This window comes from Cryobacterium tagatosivorans (assembly GCF_004402215.1).
Classification (GTDB): domain Bacteria; phylum Actinomycetota; class Actinomycetes; order Actinomycetales; family Microbacteriaceae; genus Cryobacterium; species Cryobacterium tagatosivorans.
The window spans coordinates 23,746-43,122 of the sequence record NZ_SOEZ01000071.1 but is presented as its reverse complement, the minus strand read 5'-3'; the positions used below and the strand labels follow the sequence as shown (position 1 = coordinate 43,122).

The window sequence follows — 19,377 nt, the reverse complement described above, 5'->3', positions numbered from 1 at the left end:
GAGGGCTCAGCCGAAGATGCTGATCGGCTTCACAATGTCGGCGTAGATCAGCAGCAGGCTCATTCCGCCGAGGACGATGACCACGGCGAACGTCAGCGGCATGAGCTTGGCCGTGTCGACGGGTCCGGGAACCGGGCGCTTGAACAGCTTCGCGAAGAAGCGACGGATGCCCTCCCACAGCGCCCCGGCGACATGGCCGCCGTCCAGCGGCAGCAGCGGGATGAGGTTGAAGACGAACAGGGCGATGTTGACCGAGCCGAGCAGGCCGAGCAGGCTCGCCACCTTGCTGGCAACGGGGACCGAGTCGATGCTCGTGATCTCGCCGGCTACGCGCCCGACGCCCACGACGCTGATCGGCCCGTTCGGGTCGCGCTCCCCCGGGCCGAATGCGGCGTTGGCCACCTCGACCAGCCTCTGCGGCAGGTTCAGGATCATCTGGCCGACCCGGACGATGTTGTCTCCCACGGCGGGCAGCACGGCGGCCGCGGGCTGCTGCACGAGTTCGCTGGCCGGGCCGATCCCGACGAATCCGACCTCACGGGTGACCGGCTTACCGGAGGCATCCTCGGTGATCGCGCCGGCCTCGTCGACGACGTAGCGCTCGGTGAGCTTGGGCGTGATGGCGAGGTTGACGTCCTCGCCGTCGCGCTCGACGACGAACTCGAGCGGGGTGCCCGGCGACTCGCGGATGATCGCGGTCGACTGCTCCCAGGTCTGGATCGGGGTGCCGTCGACGCTGACGATCCGGTCGCCCGGCTTGAGTCCGGCGGCGGCGCCCGGTGCCTGCTCGTCGGACGCGTCGCAGGTCTGCCGGGCGCTCGTGGCCGGCAGGACGCACTCAGACACGCTGCCGACGGTCGTGCTCGGCTGGGCCGTTCCGAAGCCCATCAGCACGATGGCGAAGAGGATGATCCCGATCAGGAGGTTCATGGTCGGTCCGCCGAGCATGATGATGATGCGCTTGAAGACCGGCAGGCGGTAGAAGGCGCGAGCATCCTCGCCCTCGCCGATCGATTCGGCGCTGCTGCTCCGGGCATCCTGCACGAGGGTATTGAAAAACCCGGTTCCCGCCGTGCGGGCGGCGCCGCCCGCCTTGACCGGAGGGAACATGCCGATCATCGAGATGTAGCCGCCCAAGGGGATGGCCTTGAGGCCGTACTCGGTCTCGCCCTTGCGCCTGGACCATACGGTCGGGCCGAATCCGATCATGTACTGCGTGACCTTGACCCCGAACGCCTTGGCCGGTACCAGATGGCCGATCTCGTGCAGGCCGATGGACAGGGCCAGGCCGACAATAACGACGACGACACCTAAGATAAACAGCAGCACGGTTTCCACAGGCCCCAGATTAGCCGCATCAAGCTGCAAAGCCGCTGGTTACCGGCCCCCTCGCGGGTCGCGTCCCAGCCACAGCATTCCCGAGGAGAATCCCCTGTCTGAACAGCAAACTGCCAGCCCCATCGGCGATGTCCTCGCCGATCGGTTTCGCGTCGATCGCCTCATCGGCAACGGCGGCATGGCGGCCGTGTACCAGGCTACGGATGTCGTCCTCGGCCGGACCGTGGCCATTAAGCTGTTCCGCAATGACTCGCTCGACGATGACTCGGGGCCGGAGCGCCAGAGCGGCGAAGTCGCACTGCTGGCCAGCCTCAACCACTTCGCCCTCGTCACCCTCTTCGACGCGGGAACCGCCGTCATCGATGGCGCACCGCGCACCTTCATCGTCATGGAATTCGTCGACGGACCCGACCTGCGCAGCCAGATAGCCGGCGGGCCGCTGTCGGCCGCGGAGGTGGCCGAGATGGGCGCCGACCTCGCCGAGGCCCTGCACTACGTGCACTCCCAGGGCATCATCCACCGTGACATCAAGCCGGCGAACGTCCTGCTGGCGCCGTCCAGCTTCCCGGGCCGCAGCTCCCACGCCAAGCTTGCCGACTTCGGCATCGCCCGGCTCCTGGACGAGGCGAGACTCACGGCGACCGGCACGCTGATCGGCACGGCGAGTTACCTGAGCCCAGAGCAGGCCCTGGGCGCTCCGATCGGCCCGCCGAGCGACGTGTACTCGCTCGGGCTGGTCCTGCTCGAGTGCCTGACCGGGCAGCGCGCCTATCCCGGCACGGCGATCGAGTCGGCGACGGCCCGGCTGCAGCGCCAGCCGGAGATTCCGGCGATCCTCGGCCGCGAATGGTCGAACCTGCTCGGCGCGATGACCAGCAGGGAGCCCGCAGACCGGCTCAGCGCCTCCGACGCCGCCGTCGCGCTCCGCGCACTGACCTCCCCCGGCGCGGCGGATGCCGGCGCCGTGGATGCCGAAGCCACCCAGCTCATCGCCACCGGCGCCTCCGACGCCACGGCCCTCCTGGCCAGCGACCAGACCGACGAGACGGCGGCCACCGCCCTCCTGCCCGTCGCCTCCCCCGCCGCGACGCTTCCCTCGGCCGACACCTCGGCGGAGACGGTGGTCATGGGCAGGGCGCAGTCGCCGCAGGAATCCGACGACACCGCGGCCCAGGCCACTCGCGGGGCCGGGCGTGCTTCGCGGTCCGGGCGCAGGAAATGGCTGCCCATCGTCCTGGCCCTGGTCGCCGCCGTGCTCATCGGAATCCTGGCCTTCGTGCTCCTCCAGCAGCCGAGCGGCTCGGAAGCGACCCCACCGAACTATCCGGCCGTCGAAGGAACCCTGGGCACGCACCTCCAGGAGCTTCAGAAGAGCGTCGAGCCGTGAGCGGTTTCCGTGCGCGGTCCGTTGCCCTGGCCGCCGCCTTCCTGATTGCCGCGTCGACCCTGTCCGGATGCTCCGGCTCAAGCCCCGAGCTCAAGCCCGGCGCGGCCGGCCAGCTGCAGGACGGGGTGCTCGCGGTGTCGACCGCGGCCGCGGCCGGCGATTTCGCCGCCGCCCAGTCCGCGCTCACCGGGGTGCAGGCGGACGTGCTCGCAGCAGCGAAGGCCGGGGACGTGTCCGCCGGCCGAGCCGCCGAGATCCAGGCGGCCATCAAGCTCGTCGGTGCCGACCTCGCGGCGGCGATCGCCGCCTCAGCCCCGAAGCCGACAACGGCTCCCGAGGCGACCGACGAACCCGAACCTTCGCCGGAGCCGACGGCCACGCCCACGCCGACGCCCACCCCTCCGCCGGAGCCGACGACGACACCCGTGCCCGAACCTGCGCCGACGCCGACGACGGAACCCCAGCCGTCAACAGCCCCGGGAACCGCACCGCCGTCATCCGCCGTGCCGGTGGTGCCGTGATGACCCGGGCCGCGACCCTGGCGGTCATCCTCGCGGTGACCCTGTCCGGCTGCGCGACCGCGCCGCCCGCCCTGGAGCAGTCGGCCGCCGGGCGCCTGCAGACCGGTGTGCTCGGCGTCACCACCGCCGTCTCCGCGGGCGACTACGCCGACGCCCAGTCCGCCCTGGACGCGCTGCAGGCCGACCTGCTGGCCGCCGCCTCGGCGGGCGACGTGACGGGAGAACGCTCCGCCCGGATCCAGGCCGCCATCAACCAGGTGGGCGCCGACCTGGCCGCGGCCATCGAGGCCGCCACCCCCACCCCGACGCCCACGCCCACCCCGACGCCGACGCCGACCAAGGAGTCCAAGCCGGGCGAGGGCGACAAGGGCGGCAAGGGCAAAGGCAAAGACGACTAGTCGAAGTTTCCCGGGCAGAGAGTCTCGGGCGGAAGGGGACCCACCGTGGAGCACCTCGTTGTCGGCGCCGGCCTGATCGGGCGCCCACTGGCCGAACGCCTCGCCGCTCGCGGCGACAGCGTGACCATCGCCACCCGCTCAGGCTCTGCCTCGCGGGGTGCCACGCCCCTCGTTCTCGACGCGGGCGACCCGGTCGCCTTCAGCCGGGCGGCGGCGCGGGCTTCGACGATCTTCCTCTGCACGAACCCGCCGTACACCAAGTGGGCCGCCCAGTGGCCGCCCATCTTCCGCGCCGCGATCACCGCGGCGACAACCTCCGGCGCCGGCCTCGTCGTGATGGGCAACCTGTACCCGTACGGCTCGCCGTCCGGGCCGATGACGGAGCATTCCCCTGAGGCGACCACGGAAACGAAGGGCCTGATCCGCCTGGCTGGGTGGCGGCAGGTGCTCGCCGCCCACGAACGCGGCGACATTCGCGCCGTCGAGGTGCGGGCCAGCGACTACTTCGGGCCCGGCGCCGACGCGACATCCCACCTCGGTCGCTCATTCTTCACGGCGGTCCAGGCCTCGAAGACCGCCCGGGTGGTCGGCAAGCCGGACGCACTGCACAGCTGGAGTTACCTGCCCGACATACTGTCCACGCTGGTCGCCGCGGCCGACCACACCGGCGACTGGGGCCGCGTCTGGCATGTGCCAAGCGGCGCGGTGAGACGAACGGATATCGTGCAGCAGCTCAATCGCCGTTACGGAACCCACGGGACGGTGTCCGGCTACCCGCAGTGGCTGCTCCGGACGCTCGGAGCTGTGAGCCCGATGATGCGAGAGGTCTGGGCGTCCAGCTACCAGTTCGTCGTACCCTTCGTCATCGACTTCGCGGAGACGGAACGCCGGCTCGGCGTCGCGGCGACACCCTGGGACGAGGCTTTGGCCACGACGGCGGAGAGCTACCGCGCCTAGCCTGCCAGCAGCGTGTCGGCCGTGGCGCGGGCCCAGTCCTCGGCGGCGGCGAGCGACTCCCGGGTCAGCGGTCCGTCCTGCTCATGCGCCTCCACGACCCGCTGCACGGTGGCGACGATGTCCAGGAAGCCGATCCGCCTGGCGTGGAACGCGGCGACGGCCTGCTCGTTGGCCGCGTTGAACACGGCGGGATAGGTTCCGCCGGCCCGGCCGACCTGTTTGGCCAGCTGAACCGCGGGGAAGGCCGCGTCGTCGAGGGGTTCGAACGTCCAGGTGTGCGGGGTCGTCCAGTCGATCGGCACACCGACGGCCGCGACCCGGTTCGGCCAGTCCAGCCCGAGCGAGATCGGCAGCCGCATGTCGGGTGGGGAGGCCTGGGCGATGGTCGAACCGTCGATGAACTCGACCATCGAGTGCACGACCGACTGCGGATGCACGACCACATCGATGCGGTCGTACTCGACGTCGAAGAGGAGATGCGCCTCGATCACCTCGAGTCCCTTGTTCACGAGCGTGGCGGAATTGGTGGTGACGACCAGTCCCATGTTCCAGGTCGGATGCGCCAGCGCCTGCTCGGGCGTGGCAGCCTGGAGCGACTGCCGGCTGAGACCGCGAAACGGCCCCCCGGATGCCGTGAGCACGAGGCGCCGAACCTCCCGATGCGTGCCCGAGCGAAGGGCCTGGGCGATCGCGGAGTGCTCGGAGTCCACCGGCACGATCTGCCCGGGTGCCGCGAGAGACTTCACGAGGTCCCCGCCGACGATGAGGGACTCCTTGTTCGCCAGGGCGAGCGTGCGGCCGGCCTTCAGTGCGGCCAGCGTCGGCCCGAGGCCCACCGAACCGGTGATGCCGTTGAGCACGACGTCGGCGTCGACATCCCGCACCAGCTGCTCGGCCTCGGCGGCGCCCAGCGCCGTGTGGTCGACCCGGAACGCCTCGGCCTGCTCGTCGAGCAGCGCCCGATTGCTGCCGGCCGACAACCCGACCACTTCGAAGCGGGAGGGGTTGGCCTTGATCACGTCGAGGGCCTGGGTCCCGATCGACCCGGTCGATCCGAGGATGATTACTCTCTGCACGCTCCCATGCTACGGCCCGCTGCTACGGCCCGCGGAGCCGGCGCCCGGGATTCACATTCCCTCGCACGCATACGAACGGCGCTATCGTCGAGGGGTGACAGCTGCCAGCCCAGACCCGGATGTCGTCGACGAGGCAGCAGCGCCGGAGCGCGCGAACAGGCCCGGTTTCGTCTATTTCCTCGGCTACGGCATCATGGCGCCGATCGCCCGGCTGGTCTTCCGGCCGCACATCACCGGGCGGGAGAACATCCCGAAAACCGGCCGCGTCATCCTGGCCAGCAACCACCTCTCGTTCATCGACAGCCTGGTGATCCCGCTCACCGCGCCCCGTCCGGTGCAGTTCCTGGCCAAGTCCAGCTACTTCACCGGCACCGGCTTCAGGGGCTGGGTCTCCCGGACCTTCTTCACCGCGATCGGGGCGGTCGGCGTTGAACGCGGCGCGGGGCAGGCGGCCCAGGACGCGCTCGACGCGGGCCGGCGCATCCTGGAGTCGGACAGCGCCTTCGCGATCTACCCCGAGGGCACCAGGTCGCTCGACGGGCGCCTCTACCGCGGCCGCACCGGGGTCGCCTGGCTCGCCCTGACCACGAATTCGGTCGTCGTGCCGGTCGGGCTCATCGGCACCCAGGAGATCCAGCCGGTCGGCGCAAAGTTCCCGCGGATCCGCAGGGTGACGGTCAAATTCGGCGAACCGATCGACGTCGGCAAGCACGGCACGGCCGACTCCGGCCGGGCCAGGCGCCGGGCCACGGATGAGATCATGGCCGCCATCCACGACCTCACCGGGCAGGAACTCGCGAACGCGTACAACGAGACGCCGCCGACCGGCGTCGTGCAGCGTGTCGCCCAGGCGATTTTGCGCCCCGAGCGCCGCTGAGCCGAAGCTCAGGGAGCCGAAGCTCAGGCCGGTTTGGCCCGGAAGTTCCGCGCCTTCGAGCGGTTCCCGCAGATCTCCATGCTGCACCAGGCCCGCGAACCATTCCGGGAATGGTCGTAGTAGGCGAACCGGCAGGTCTCGGCCTGGCAGAGCTTGACCCGGCCGATCTTCCCCTGGATGCTCAGGACCACCGTGGCCGCGATCGCGGCCTCGGCGACGGTGTTCGACCGCAGGCACACCCCGTCACCCTCGCAGGACGGATGCAGCGAGACGGCCGGCAGCTCGGGCCGGCCGCCCGTCACCAGGGAACGCAGCGCGTCCCGGGTGCGCCGGGCGTCGTCGAGACCGCCGGGTTCGAGCCCGTGGCCGGTGGCCCAGGCTGCCAGGCCGGCCGGCGTCGCCAGGGCGTCCGTGCCGTCCTCCACGTCGAGCGTGTTGAGGAAGTCGACCAGGAGGTCCGCATCCTGCGAGCCATTCCGGACGACTTTCGACTCATTCCTGCCATCGGTCATATAACCATTGTACGCGGTTCACCAGTTACGTAACATGTAACCCGTAAAGCAGTTTCACTGGTTATTTTCGAACGGAGAGAATGATGAACCCCCTGGCCTACTTCGCCATCGAGCTGAACCGCCAGAACGAGGAGCAAGCGGAGCGCGCGCGCCGACTGCGCCGCCAGCGCCACGGCGAGGACGAACCGACCGCAGCCCGCGACCGCCTCTGGGCTGCGGCCATCCACCGCTTCGCCGAGCGCTCCGCGGAGCCGAACACGCCGGAGCGGCGGCCCGAGTCGCGCCCGGCTGCCGGCCAGCCGGCCCTCGGCTACCCGGCGGCCTAGCCGCGCACCGGGCGCGTGGGCACCGGGCGCTCGAAGACGAGCTCGATGCCGTCCTCCTCGTCCCACTCTTCGCCGGGCTGCTCGAAGCCCCAGTGGTGGATCACCGCGAGCGACGCGGCATTGCCCGGGCTGACGCTCGCCCGCACCGTCAGGACACCCTCGGCGACGGCGAAGGCGAGGAGTTCCCCGACGATCTCCTTCGCCAGCCCGCGGCCCCGCTCGCCCGGCAGCACCGTGTAGCCGATCTCGACCGAGCCGTCGGCGTCGGGATGGAAGTGGAACCCCGCGTGGCCGACGACCACGCCGGTTGACCTCTCGACCACGGCCCGTGCCAGCCAGCCGACGGACTCCGGGTGCAGCAGCATCCGCTCGGCGTGCAGGCGCCACAGCCAGTCCTCCCCGGCGAAGAACGGCGGGAACTCGATCCCCGCCGCGCGTCCCGCCGCCGCGAGGTCCCCGGCCGCCAGGTCGAGAAGGACCGGCCGGTCCAGCACCACAAGCCGGACCACCCCGCTCACTCGGCCGATTCCGCCCCGGTGACGACCTCGGGCACGGTCATCGCCTCATGGCCGACCGGGAAGTTGACCGACGCCGCGATGAAGCACTCCCGTGCCGCCTCGGCGTGCAGCGACTGGGCCAGGTCGAGCTGCCTCGGGTCCGAAATCGTGACCCGGGGGCGCAGTGTCGCCGAGGTGAAACGACCGCCGCCGGGCGGGAGCTGTTCCATCGTGCCGACCGCGTCATCCGTGTAGGCCACGACGGTCACGCCGTGCCGAACGGCGACATGCAGGTAGGACAGCATGTGGCACTGGCTGAGGGCCGTGAGCAGAAGCTCCTCGGGATTCCAGCGGTCGGCGTTGCCGTGGAAGGTGCGATCGGCGGAGCCGTCGATGGAGTGTTTCCCGGCGGCCGTGATCGTGTGCTCGCGACCGTACTCGCGATATCCGCTCGTGCCGGTGCCCCGGTTGCCGGTCCACGAAAGCCGCACGGCGTAGTGGTGAGCAGCTTTCATGACATCTCCTCCAGAAATCGCGGAACCGGACACGATTCTCGCAGGAAAACGCTGCGATGAGCGACGGTCCGGTCGGTAAACTGGGGACACCATGACTGAAACCATCAACGCTTCCGCCGCCCCCGCCGCCCCCGTCTACACCGTGACGCAGGAACGCAGGATCGTGACCAGCATCCCCGGTCCGAAATCGCAGGAGTTGCACAAGCGACGCCTGGCAAGCGTGTCCGGCGGAGTCAGTTCGATGCTCCCGGTCTACGTCGCGAAGGCCAACGGCGCCATCATCGTCGACGTCGACGACAACCAGTTCATCGACCTCGGGGCCGGCATCGGCGTGACCACGATCGGCCACACCGAGTCCAGCGTCGTCGACGCCGTCGTCGGCCAGGCGGGCGAGTTCATCCACACCCTCTTCACGATCACGCCCTACGAGGAATACGTCCGGGTCGCGGAACTGCTTGCCGAGCACACCCCCGGCACCTTCGCCAAGAAGAGCGTGCTGATCAACTCCGGCGCCGAGGCCGTGGAGAACGGCGTGAAGATCGCCCGCAAGCACACCGGCCGCCGCGCCGTCGCCGTGCTCGACCACGCCTACCACGGCCGCACCGTGCTCACGATGGCGATGAACTATAAGGCCATGCCGTACGCGACCGGGTTCGGCCCGCTCGCAAGCGACGTCTACCACGCCCCCAGCTCGTACCCGTATCACGACGGCCTAAGCGGTGCGGATGCCGCCAAGCGCACCATCACGTACCTCGAGAAGGCCGTCGGCGCGACCGACCTCGCCTGCCTCGTCGTCGAGCCCATCCAGGGCGAGGGCGGCTTCATGGTCCCCGCGGACGGCTTCCTGCCGGCCCTCCAGGCGTGGTGCACCGCGAACGGCGTCGTCATGATCGCCGATGAGATCCAGAGCGGCATGGCCCGCACCGGCGCCTACTACGCGGCCGAGCACTTCGGCTGGGTCCCCGACCTCGTCCTCACCGCGAAGGGCATCGCCGGCGGCATGCCGCTGGCCGCCGTCACCGGGCGCGCCGAGATCATGGACTCGTCCCAGCCCGGCGGCCTCGGCGGAACGTTCGGCGGCAACCCGGTCGCCTGCGCCGCGGCGATCGCGGTCTTCGACGCCATCGAGAAGAACAACCTGCTCGCCGAGGGCAAGCGGATCGAAGCGACCCTCACCGCCGGCCTCGAGGTCCTTCAGCGGAAGTACGACATCATCGGCGAGATCCGCGGACGCGGCGCCATGATCGCCATCGAGCTCGTGCAGCCCGGCACCGGAAACACGACGAAGGAGCCCAACGCGGCCGCCGTGTCGGCGATCTCCGCCTACGCCGCCCAGCACGGCGTGCTGCTGCTGACCGCGGGAACCTACGGAAACGTGCTGCGCTTCCTGCCGAGCCTGGCCGTCACCGACGCGCTTCTCGCCGATGCCCTCTCGGTCATCGACGACGCCATCGCGGCGCTTTAAGGGTGGCAGCCGCAAGCGTCACGGAGACCTTCGCCGTCGGCAACGCGGTCGAACTGGCCGTCGTCGAGCGGAGCGGTTTCGTCGAGTCGAGGCATGCCGGCTCGGCCGTCGTGCTCCGGGCCGACGGCACGCTGCTGCGCGCCCTGGGCGATGTGACGACCCCAATCTTGCCCCGGTCCTCGATGAAGCCGTTCCAGGCGATCGCCGTGATGGCGAGCGGGGTCACCCTCCGCGGCGAGGACGCGGCCGTCGCCACCGCCAGCCACAGCGGCACGGAGAAACACGCCACCCTCGCCCGCGGGCTCCTCGCCCGTGCCGGCGTTCCCGAGTCGGCGCTCGGCTGCCCGGCAGCCTGGCCGGATGACACCCCGTCCCGCGACGCCCTGGTGCGGCTCGGCGCCGGCAAGGCCCCGATCTACATGAACTGCTCCGGCAAACATGCGGCGATGCTGGCCGCGTGCGCCCAGAACGACTGGCCGCTGGAGGGCTACCTCGACCCGGCACATCCGCTGCAGAAGCGGATCCTCGACGTGGTCGAGCGGTTCACCGGCGAACGCCCGGCGGCATCCGGCATCGACGGCTGCGGCGCCCCGGTGCACGCCCTCTCGCTCACCGCGCTGGCCCGCGGCATCGCCCGGATCGCCACGTCCAAGTCGAGTTCGCCCTTCGCCATCTACCGCGAGGCCGGATTCCTCGCCGAAGCGGTCCGCTCGAACGGCTGGGTCATCGCCGGCCCCGGGATGCCGGACACCGTGGTGATCGACCGCCTGGGCCTCTTCATCAAGACCGGCGCCGAGGGCATCATGGTCGCCTCGGCGGACGACGGCACCACGGTTGCCCTGAAGGTCCTGGACGGCAGCCTGCGAGCGGCGACCATCGTCGCCCTCAGCCTGCTCGCCGATGCCGGGGCCATCGCGCGCTCCGACGTCGACGCGCTGGCCCCGGAGCTGCACCTCGCCGTGTCCGGCGGCGGACGCCAGGTCGGCCAAATCCGGGCCAGCTACATCTAACCTCTCCCCAAACCCCCCGCGAAACCGCAGTTGTGCGCGCTAAAACGCCCGAATGACGCGCACAACTGCGGTTTCGCGGTGGGCGGCTAGCCGAGTTTGGCGAGGCGCTTGGCGCGGGCCGCGGCCGACACCTGCGTCGTGACGACCACCACGAGCGCGATCAGGAACACGGCCGAGGCGATCACGTTCGCTTCCGCCGGGATCCCGCGGGAAGCGGAGATGTAGATGTACTTCGGGAACGTCGTCACCGAACCGGAGTTGAAGTTCGTGATGATGAAGTCATCGAAGCTCAGCGCGAACGACAGCAGCGCGGCGGCCAGGATCCCCGGCAGGAGCAGCGGGAAGGTGATCCGCATGAACACCTGGCTCGGCGAACCGTAGAGGTCCCGCCCGGCCTCCTCGAGGGCGGGGTCCAGGCTGGCGACCCTCGCCTTGACGGTCACCACGACGAAGCTGATGCAGAACATCGTGTGCGCGAGGATGATCGTGGTCATGTCCTTGGGCACGCCGACCGAGAGGAACTGGGCTGCCAGTCCCGCGCCGAGCACGACCTCGGGCGTCGCCATCGGCAGGAAGAGCAGCAGGCTGGTCGCCGAGCGGAACTTGAACTTGTACCGCACGATGGCGATGGCGATCATGGTGCCCATGACCGTCGCCGCGACGGTGGCGACCGCACCGATGATGAGGCTGTTGCCGAACGCCTCGCAGACCGCCCCGTTCTGCACCTGGCAGACGTTGAGCCACTTGTCGAGGGTGAAGCCCCGCCAGGTGATGTTCGACTTCAGGGAATCGTTGAAGGAGAAGATGAAGGTGTAGATGATCGGAATCATCAAGAAGGTGAGGGCCAGGACCGCGTAGACGGGAAGCAGCCACTTGCCGAGCGAGATCTTCACAGCAGCTCCTCCGTTCCTGCGCGCCGGATATAGATCGTGACGATGACCAGGATGACCGACATCAGGATGATCGACAGCGCGGCCGCGGCCGGGTAGTTCTCCAGCACGAGGAAGTTCGCCTCGATCACGTTTCCCATCATCTGGGTGTCCGACCCGCCGAGGAACGATCTGCTCGCGTTCACGTAGTCGCCGGCGGCCGGGATGAACGTGAGCAGCGTGCCGGCGACGATTCCCGGCATCGAGAGCGGGATGGTGACCTTGCGGAACACCTGCAGCGGGCTGGCGTAGAGGTCGCTGCCCGCCTCGAGGAAGCGGACATCCAGCCGCTCGAGGGTCGTGTAGAGCGGCAGCGTCATGAACGGGATGAAGTTATAGGTCAGGCCGAAGATGACCGCCACGGGGGTCCCGGTGAAGTGCGCATCCGGGGGCATCACCGACAGCGCCTTGAGCGCTGTGATCACGAACGATTCGTCGGAGAGGAGCTGCTTCCAGGCCAGCGTGCGCAGGAGGAAGCTGATGAAGAACGGCGCGATGACCAGGACGAGCATCAGGCTCTGCAGCAGGGGCCACGGCCTCGCCTTGACGCCGATGAAATAGGCGAGCGGGTAGCTGAACGCCAGCGCCAGCACGGTTGCGATCAGCGCGTAGCCGAACGAGCGCAGGATGTGCGGCCAGTAGTCGTTGATGACCGTGACGTAGTTCTCCCACTGGAAGGCCGGATCGTACACGCCGGGTTCGCCCGTCGCGGACGGCACCTGCAGGGACGTCAGGACGAGCGAGACGAGCGGGGTGAGGAAGAACAGGGCGAGGTAGAGGATGCCCGGCAGCAGCAGGAGCAGCGCGATCGGGCTGCGCCGCCTCTGTACCTCTTCGCCCGGGCCTGCTGTGGTGGCAAACGCCGCGAAGGCCATCCTCAGGCCTCCCCGAGCTCCGTGATCAGGGCGGCGTGCCGCTGGGCCGCGATGTTCTTCGTGTCGGTGTCCGCGGCGAACCGGGGGCTGTCCGCCGGGTCGTCGGCGAGTCCGAAACCGTGCTCGATGTCCCAGCTCACCCACACTTCTTCGCCCACGTGGGCGACCGGCCCGAAAGCCATGTTCTGGGCGAACACCACGATGGTGCCGAGGGTGGGGTGGGCGATCAGGTACTGCGTGCTCACGCCGCTGAACGACACGTCGATCACGTGCGCCGGCCCGATCACATTGCGCGCCGGATCGCTGGCGGGCGCCTCCCGGTGCAGGCTCAGCTTCTCCGGGCGGACGCCGACCGTGACGTCGCCGGAGTGGCGGTGCGACCGGCCGACCGGCACGACGATCTTCTGGCCCGCGATGTCGACCGAGATGGCGGTGCTCGTCGTGCCGACGACCGTGCCCGTGAACAGGTTCGACTGGCCCAGGAAGTTGGCGACGAACGCCGTCTTCGGGAGCTCGTAGAGCTGCTCGGGGGCGCCCATCTGCTCAATCCGGCCCTTGTTCATCACCGCGATGGTGTCGGCCATGGTCATGGCCTCCTCCTGGTCGTGGGTCACGTGCAGGAACGTGAGGCCGACCTCTTCCTGGATGGTCTTCAGTTCCAGCTGCATCTGGCGGCGGAGCTTCAGGTCGAGGGCGCCGAGCGGCTCGTCGAGCAGCAGCAGCGCCGGGCGGTTGACCAGGGCCCTGGCCAACGCGACTCGCTGCTGCTGGCCGCCGGAGAGCTGCTGCGGCTTGCGGGCGGCGAGATGGTCGAGTTCGACCAGCCGGAGAGCCTCGTGCGCCTTGCCGACCGGGTCCGCCAGCCTGCGCCGACGGAGCCCGAACGCCACGTTCTCGAGCACCGTCATGTGCGGGAACAGCGCGTAACTCTGGAACACCGTGTTCACCGGACGCTGGTACGGCTTGAGATTCGTGACGTCCTTGCCGCCGATCAGGATGCGGCCCGTCGTCGGCTCCTCCAGCCCGGCCACCAGCCGAAGGGTGGTCGTCTTGCCGCAGCCGGACGGACCGAGCAGGGCGAAGAAGGAGCCAGCGGGAATGGTCAGGTCGAGGCTTTCGATCGCGGTGAAGCCGGGAAATCGCTTGGAGATCCCGACCAGCTCGAGGTCGGCACCACGTTCGGCGAATGCGCCTGTAGCCATACTCATCAACCCAGCAGCACCTTCTGGAATTCGGCGTTGTACTTGGCCTCTTCGGCCGGGGAGAGCCCCCGGAAGACGTGCGCCTTCGACAGCGTTTCTTCGTTGGGGAAGATGAGCTGGTTCTCGGCCAGCGTCGGGTCGATCGCCATCGCGGCCTCCTTGGCGCCCACGACCGGGGTGATGTAATTCACCCAGGCGGCTACCTCCGCGGCAACTTCGGGCTCGTAGTAGTAGTTGATCAGCGCCTCGGCGTTCGCCTTTCGCGGCGAGCCGATCGGCACGAGGAAGTTGTCGTTCCAGAGGGTTCCGCCCGCCGTCGGGATGGCGAACTCCCAGTGGTCGCCGGCTTCGGCGTTGATCACCGTGATGTCACCGGACCAGACGATGGCCGCGAGGGTGTCCTCGCTCTTGAGGTCCTCCAGGTACGCGTTGCCCTTGATGTTGCGGATCTGGCCGTCACCGACCTGCTTGGCGAAGATGTCGTTCGCGGCGTTGAACTCCTCGTCGCCCCAGTCCCCCGAGATGTCGACGCCGTTCTGCAGCATGATCAGGCCGAGGGTGTCGCGCATCTCGGAGAGCACGCCGACGCGTCCCTTCAGGGACGGGTCCCAGAGGTCGTCAACCGACTTGAGCCCGCCCGGGAGCTTGTCCTTGTTCCACGCGATACCGGCGAAACCACCCTGCCACGGGAGCGACTGGTTGCGTCCCTTGTCGAAGTCCACGTTGAGCAGGCCGGGCGTGAGGTTCTTCAGGTTCGGGATGTTGGCGTGGTCGAGCTTCTGCGTGTAGCCGAGGCGAATCCACCGGGCGACCATCCAGTCGGTCAGGCAGACGGTGTCCGCGCCGATGTCCTGGCCGAGGGCGAGCTGGTCCTTGACCTTGCCGTAGTAGGTGTTGTTGTCGTCTACGGCCACGTCGTAGTTGACCTTGATCCCGGTCTGCTTCGTGAAGGCATCGATCGTGGGGTAATTGCCCGCGTCATCCTCGTCGATGTACGCGGCCCAGTTCGCCCAGTTGACCTTCTTGTCGGTGGCCGACTTGTCTTTGGCCGGGGTCGGCTTGGTGCTGCCGCCTCCGGTCGAGCAGGCGGCAAGGGCGAGGGCCGCCGCTCCCGCACCGGCGCCGGCGAGAACGGTGCGACGACCGATCTGGGCCCGCTGCGCCTGACGGATCAGCTCCTGGATCATCGGATCAGCTGGCATCGTCCTGGGCTTCATGGTCGGTCTCCTTGCGTATTCGGCGGGCAAACACTCACGCCTCGCGACACTGCGAGTGGATTGATAATCGCACAATCGCGACCCCGGCACACCCCGGAGTGACCAAATCGTTAATTTTCTTCCTGTTTCGTCACGAAATCAGCACTTTAGCGAGACATTTTCATCTGAAAACGGCAGTCAGGCGGCGCTAGGCTGGCGGCAGGGACAGAGCTGTCCCCCGCTGAGCTAAGGAGCACCATGAAGGTCGCCATTCCGAAGGAGATCAAGAACAACGAATTCCGGGTTGCGATCACCCCGGCCGGCGTGCACGACCTCGTGTCGAACGGGCACGAGGTGCTCGTCGAAACCGGCGCGGGCCTCGGCTCGTCGATCACCGACGAGAGCTATGCGTCCGCCGGGGCGACGATCATGCCGACGGCCGACTCCACCTGGGCCGCCGCCGAGATGCTCCTCAAGGTCAAGGAGCCGGTCGCGAGCGAGTACGCCTACTTCCGCCCCGGACTGGTGCTGTTCACCTACCTGCACCTGGCTGCGGAGCCGGAGCTCACTCGCGCGCTGCTGCAGGGCGGCGTCACGGCGATCGCCTACGAAACCGTGCAGCTTCCCTCCCGGGCGCTCCCCCTCCTGGCCCCGATGAGCGAGGTCGCCGGCCGGCTCGCGCCCATCGTCGGCGCGAACGCCATGCTCAAGCCCAACGGCGGCCCCGGCCTGCTCGTCCCCGGCGTGCCCGGGACGCACCCGGCGAAGATCACCGTGCTCGGCGGTGGCGTCGCCGGCACGGCCGCCATGCAGGTCGCCCTGGGCCTGGGCGCCGAGGTCACCGTGCTCGACACCAACCTGTTCCGGCTTCGCGAGCTCGACGCCCTGCACTACGGGCGGGTGAAGACGATCGCCTCCAACAGCTTCGAGATCGACAAGGCCATCGTCGACTCCGACATGGTCATCGGTTCCGTGCTCATCCCCGGGGCCAGGGCCCCGAAGCTCGTCAGCAACGAACTCGTGTCACGGATGCGGCCGGGGAGCGTCCTCGTCGACATCGCGGTCGACCAGGGCGGATGCTTCGCCGACTCGCACCCCACAACGCACGCCGATCCCACCTTCACGGTGCACGGGTCGATGTTCTACTGCGTCGCGAACATGCCCGGCGCCGTCCCCAACACCTCGACCTACGCCCTGACGAACGCGACGCTGCCGTACGTCCGCGCCATCGCCAACCGAGGCTGGCAGGATGCCCTCCGGGCCGACCCCTCACTGGCGCTCGGCCTGAACGCGTTCGGCGGCGCCCTGACGAACGGCCCCGTGGCGACCGCGCACGGCCTCGAGTACCGGGAGCTGGCCGACGTCCTGGCCTGAGGGCCGGGGCGCGTCCGACCGCGTCAGGGATACGGGGAAGCCGCGCGGAGCGACACCCGGCCGAGGGTCCCGTCCGGGCGCAGCAGCCACGCATGGCCCCTGCCCGGCGCCAGCGCGGGCGGAAGCTCCCTGCGCCGGCTGATGGCGCGGAATTCGCCGAGACTGCAGCCGTCGAAGACGATGGCGGCGTGGGCCCGCAGCGCCGCCAGCAGCGTCCACTGCGCCTGCCACGACTCGGCGTCGCCCACGAATACCGCGTCCGCCCCGGCCTCACCAACGTCGATGCGCTCGAGCGGGCCGCGGGCCGGCGCCGCGAGTTCGACGACGGCCCGCCGACCCTCGAGGGCGGACCGCAGCATCCCGGCCGCGCGGGCGGGTGTGGCGGAGACCACGAGCAGGGTCCCGCCGTCCTCCAGGATCGGCGGGGCCGGCGGCGAGGGCCCGAGGGGACGGGGGCCCGGCCCGGGGTGAGGCGCCTGGATGCGCAGGCCCTGCCAGCTGCCCCCTCCCGGCGGGAGCGACGGGTCGAACAGCGCGCTGTCTCCCCCGGCGGCCGCATGGTCGGCGCGGGAGGGCAGGCGAAGCAGCAGAGTGAACTGGCACAGGCCGGGAAGGCCCCCGAGCACGGCGTCGCGCTGCGCCGTGATCACCAGGTGCAGGCCGGCGGCCCGGCCGTCGCGCAGCAGGCCGGCGAGCATCTCGGCGGCGGCAATCCGATACTCCGGCTCCCACCGGGCCCAGAGGGAATCGAGGTCGTCGAGCAGCAGCAGCCGGGGCGGGCCGGATGCTCCGGCGACGAGCTCCCCGTGCGCCCGTTCCAGGGCGTCCCAGGCGGTCTCAACGTCGGGCACGAGGAACTCGATCCGCGCGGAGCCGGACGCCTCCTGGGCCGCCAGGGCGTCGAGCACTGCGCTCTTCCCCGAGCCGGCGGCGCCGATCACGAACAGGTTCCCGTCGCGTTCCGGGAGGTAGCGCGCAACCCGGTAGCGCTGCCGGTCCGGCTCGTCGAGCAGGCCGAGGAGGTAGCCCTCCCGGTCGCCCGCGTCGCGCTCCCGCAGCGCCCCCTCCCGCAGGGCGGGGAGCGTCACCAGCGCGGGAAGCGGGTCCAGCCACGGACGGCGGGCGGGCGGACCGGCCGGGAACCGGTCGGCGATGGCGCTCAGGTCGCCCGGCCCGGTCACGGCCACCTGGCAGGCTCGGCTGCCCGCCCCCGCGTCGACCAGGCAGCGGCCCGGCTGATCCGGGGCGAGCCCGGCTGCGGCATCCGTGCCGATCACGGCGACGCTGTCCGCCCGGTTGTTGACGCGGAGCGAGACGCGGAGACTGCAGTTGGCCAGGAGGGCGTCACGAACCACCCCGGACGGGCGCTGGGTGCAGAGAATGAGGTGCACCCCCAGCGAGCGACCGCGGGCCGCGATGTCCACGAACCGGGCGTGCAGCCCGGGGAAGACGTCGAGCATCGTGGCGAATTCGTCCACCACGATCACGAGTCGCGGCAGCGCCGCCGTTGGTTCGGTCTCGCCGATGTCTCGCGCGCCAGCGGAGAGGAGGGCCTCCTCGCGGTACCGGAGTTCGGCGGCGAGGCTCCGCAGGGCGCGCTCCGCCTCCGCCGCGTCGAGATCGGTGATCAGGCCCACGCAGTGCGGCAGAACCCGCAAGGGCCCGAACGTCGCCCCGCCCTTGAAATCGACGAGGAGGAAGGTGACCTGGTCCGGCGAATAGCGGGAGGCCAGAGCGGCGACCCAGGTCGCGAGGAGTTCACTCTTGCCGCTCCCGGTCGTGCCGCCGACGATCGCGTGGGGACCGCTCGCCACCAGGTCGAGCGAAACCTCACCGTCCTCGCCCAGGCCGATCACGGCGTCGAGGCCGCGCCCCGGCTGCGGGGTCCGGAGCCCGTCGAGATCGGCCAGCGTCACGCTGCGGGGAATCGGGCGCCGGCGGCCGACCAGCCCGATGGCCAGGGCCGCCTCGCGAAGCCGGGCCGCGAAGCACGCCGCGTCCTCGGTGGAAACCAGCTCAGGGCGGAACGCCGCCCCCGGCGCGTGCGCGGCCGACGCGATGATCTCGGCCCTCGCCGGGCCGTGCACGCGCACGATCGTTTCGCAGCCGGGCGGCAGTTCGAGGGCGGTTTCGGCCAGCGCGATCAGGAGCGGGCCCGGCGCGGATGCAGCCGCGGCAGGCGCCGTCGCCTCCGCCACGACGATCGCCTGCGCGGGCGGTCCGGCACCGGCGTGGGGCAGCGCCGCGGTCCACTCCCAGCCGGCGCCGGGCTCGTCCGGCACGGCGCACCGGTCCGGGGGGAGGGCGAAACACAGCTGGATGAGCAGCCCGCGTGCGAACGCCCGGGTCAGCGGGAGCCGGCCGATGATGCCGATACCGCCGCGCGGATCCACGGCCAGCGGGGCCGCGGCCAGGGTGGCCGCCCACCGCCGCAACTGCCGATCGTCGGCCGTGTCTCCCGGCCCGTCCACGCGCAATCCGCTGGCCACGTCGCCCGAACCGAGCACGACCGTCGTGGCGTGCGTCCGGTGCCAGCGCCCGGCCTCGGCCGCTCCGGCCAGGATGGTGCGGACGGCCGGAGTCCGGGCCCAGGCCGCCCGCCGCAACGACTCGTGTCGTTCGGCCACGTCGGCGCGCAGGGCAGCGGCCGCTTCGGCATACGCCCGCGCCTCGGTCCGGAGCCTGCTGCGTCGCGTGCGCCGGGCGTCGACCATGCTCGCGACCGCGATCACCGGGCCGAGGACGGCGAAGACGAGGCTGAAGGCCGACCCGGTGATCGCCCAGATAACACCGGCCGCGGCGAGGGGGGCGACGCTCGCGACCAGGGGGAATCGCACAGGGGGCGGAGCCGCGGCCCGAATCGGCAGGGTGAACTGTTCGGCGGGCTGATTCACTCGCCAAGGAAACCAGCCGCCGCCGGGC

The 19,377-nt window shown here is 70.1% G+C and carries 19 protein-coding genes; 9 read left to right on the top strand and 10 right to left on the bottom strand.

Annotated features, from left to right (window positions below; translation table 11 throughout):
* Positions 1-6: 6 nt before the first annotated feature.
* Complete coding sequence (locus E3O23_RS14740) at positions 7-1,338, bottom strand: M50 family metallopeptidase (protein ID WP_198415193.1); 1,332 nt, start codon at positions 1,336-1,338, stop codon at positions 7-9.
* On the opposite strand from E3O23_RS14740, the gene E3O23_RS14735 reads away from it, so the two are divergent.
* Genes E3O23_RS14735 through E3O23_RS14720 form a run of 4 tightly spaced genes read left to right on the top strand, consistent with a single transcriptional unit; the run spans position 1,274 to position 4,601 of the window.
* Positions 1,274-2,725 carry a serine/threonine-protein kinase gene (locus E3O23_RS14735; RefSeq protein ID WP_134492276.1) on the top strand — a complete coding sequence of 484 codons (1,452 nt, stop codon included), beginning with the start codon at positions 1,274-1,276 and terminating at the stop codon, positions 2,723-2,725. The genes E3O23_RS14740 and E3O23_RS14735 overlap by 65 nt on opposite strands.
* Entirely contained in the window at positions 2,722-3,246 is a 525-nt protein-coding gene (locus E3O23_RS14730; protein WP_134492274.1) for a hypothetical protein, read from the top strand. The genes E3O23_RS14735 and E3O23_RS14730 overlap by 4 nt, the downstream gene beginning before the upstream one ends.
* Complete coding sequence (locus E3O23_RS14725; protein WP_134492272.1) at positions 3,246-3,644, top strand: hypothetical protein; 399 nt, start codon at positions 3,246-3,248, stop codon at positions 3,642-3,644. Before E3O23_RS14730 ends, E3O23_RS14725 begins: the two co-directional genes overlap by 1 nt.
* Positions 3,645-3,689: 45 nt before the next feature.
* Positions 3,690-4,601 carry an NAD-dependent epimerase/dehydratase family protein gene (locus tag E3O23_RS14720; RefSeq protein WP_134492270.1) on the top strand — a complete coding sequence of 304 codons (912 nt, stop codon included), beginning with the start codon at positions 3,690-3,692 and terminating at the stop codon, positions 4,599-4,601.
* Here E3O23_RS14720 and dxr read toward each other — a convergent pair.
* Complete coding sequence (gene dxr / locus E3O23_RS14715) at positions 4,598-5,677, bottom strand: 1-deoxy-D-xylulose-5-phosphate reductoisomerase (RefSeq protein WP_134492268.1); 1,080 nt, start codon at positions 5,675-5,677, stop codon at positions 4,598-4,600. The genes E3O23_RS14720 and dxr overlap by 4 nt on opposite strands.
* A 94-nt stretch (positions 5,678-5,771) precedes the next feature.
* Between dxr and E3O23_RS14710 the strand changes: the two genes are divergently transcribed.
* A complete protein-coding gene (locus tag E3O23_RS14710; RefSeq protein ID WP_420897675.1) occupies positions 5,772-6,554 on the top strand; it encodes a lysophospholipid acyltransferase family protein in 783 nt (260 codons plus the stop codon).
* A gap of 23 nt (positions 6,555-6,577) precedes the next feature.
* On the opposite strand, the gene E3O23_RS14705 is transcribed toward E3O23_RS14710, so the two are convergent.
* Positions 6,578-7,066 carry a CGNR zinc finger domain-containing protein gene (locus E3O23_RS14705; protein ID WP_134492264.1) on the bottom strand — a complete coding sequence of 163 codons (489 nt, stop codon included), beginning with the start codon at positions 7,064-7,066 and terminating at the stop codon, positions 6,578-6,580.
* Between the two features lie 83 nt (positions 7,067-7,149).
* Between E3O23_RS14705 and E3O23_RS14700 the strand changes: the two genes are divergently transcribed.
* Positions 7,150-7,392, top strand: a complete 243-nt coding sequence (locus E3O23_RS14700) for a hypothetical protein (protein WP_134492262.1) — start codon at positions 7,150-7,152, stop codon at positions 7,390-7,392.
* Here E3O23_RS14700 and E3O23_RS14695 read toward each other — a convergent pair.
* Complete coding sequence (locus E3O23_RS14695; protein WP_198415192.1) at positions 7,389-7,910, bottom strand: GNAT family N-acetyltransferase; 522 nt, start codon at positions 7,908-7,910, stop codon at positions 7,389-7,391. The two genes, E3O23_RS14700 and E3O23_RS14695, sit on opposite strands and share 4 nt — an antisense overlap.
* The gene (locus E3O23_RS14690) at positions 7,907-8,404 is read right to left on the bottom strand and encodes an OsmC family protein (protein WP_134492260.1); all 498 of its coding nucleotides are present in this window, start codon (positions 8,402-8,404) and stop codon (positions 7,907-7,909) included. Before E3O23_RS14690 ends, E3O23_RS14695 begins: the two co-directional genes overlap by 4 nt.
* Positions 8,405-8,495: 91 nt before the next feature.
* Here E3O23_RS14690 and gabT point away from each other — a divergent pair, with 91 nt between their 5' ends.
* Together gabT and E3O23_RS14680 are read left to right on the top strand one after the other, a co-directional pair.
* A complete protein-coding gene (gene gabT / locus E3O23_RS14685; protein WP_134492258.1) occupies positions 8,496-9,869 on the top strand; it encodes a 4-aminobutyrate--2-oxoglutarate transaminase in 1,374 nt (457 codons plus the stop codon).
* A 2-nt stretch (positions 9,870-9,871) separates the two neighbouring features.
* The gene (locus tag E3O23_RS14680) at positions 9,872-10,879 is read left to right on the top strand and encodes an asparaginase (RefSeq protein WP_134492256.1); all 1,008 of its coding nucleotides are present in this window, start codon (positions 9,872-9,874) and stop codon (positions 10,877-10,879) included.
* Positions 10,880-10,965: 86 nt separating this feature from the next.
* Here E3O23_RS14680 and E3O23_RS14675 read toward each other — a convergent pair whose 3' ends face one another.
* The 4 genes from E3O23_RS14675 to E3O23_RS14660 are packed head-to-tail and all read right to left on the bottom strand — an operon-like array spanning position 10,966 to position 15,102.
* Positions 10,966-11,772 carry an ABC transporter permease gene (locus E3O23_RS14675; RefSeq protein WP_174776654.1) on the bottom strand — a complete coding sequence of 269 codons (807 nt, stop codon included), beginning with the start codon at positions 11,770-11,772 and terminating at the stop codon, positions 10,966-10,968.
* Positions 11,769-12,683 (bottom strand): ABC transporter permease, encoded by a 915-nt coding sequence (locus tag E3O23_RS14670; protein ID WP_134492254.1) that lies wholly within the window; start codon positions 12,681-12,683, stop codon positions 11,769-11,771. The genes E3O23_RS14675 and E3O23_RS14670 overlap by 4 nt, the downstream gene beginning before the upstream one ends.
* Positions 12,684-12,685: 2 nt before the next feature.
* Positions 12,686-13,885, bottom strand: a complete 1,200-nt coding sequence (locus tag E3O23_RS14665; RefSeq protein WP_134492252.1) for an ABC transporter ATP-binding protein — start codon at positions 13,883-13,885, stop codon at positions 12,686-12,688.
* A gap of 5 nt (positions 13,886-13,890) precedes the next feature.
* Positions 13,891-15,102: an ABC transporter substrate-binding protein gene (locus E3O23_RS14660; RefSeq protein ID WP_134492250.1), complete on the bottom strand. Its 1,212-nt coding sequence runs from the start codon at positions 15,100-15,102 to the stop codon at positions 13,891-13,893.
* A 237-nt stretch (positions 15,103-15,339) separates the two neighbouring features.
* On the opposite strand from E3O23_RS14660, the gene ald reads away from it, so the two are divergent.
* Positions 15,340-16,455, top strand: coding sequence for an alanine dehydrogenase (gene ald / locus E3O23_RS14655; RefSeq protein WP_134492248.1), 1,116 nt, complete (start codon positions 15,340-15,342; stop codon positions 16,453-16,455).
* A 23-nt stretch (positions 16,456-16,478) separates the two neighbouring features.
* Here ald and E3O23_RS14650 read toward each other — a convergent pair whose 3' ends face one another.
* The gene (locus E3O23_RS14650; protein WP_134492246.1) at positions 16,479-19,349 is read right to left on the bottom strand and encodes an FtsK/SpoIIIE domain-containing protein; all 2,871 of its coding nucleotides are present in this window, start codon (positions 19,347-19,349) and stop codon (positions 16,479-16,481) included.
* Between the last annotated feature and the right edge of the window lie 28 nt (positions 19,350-19,377).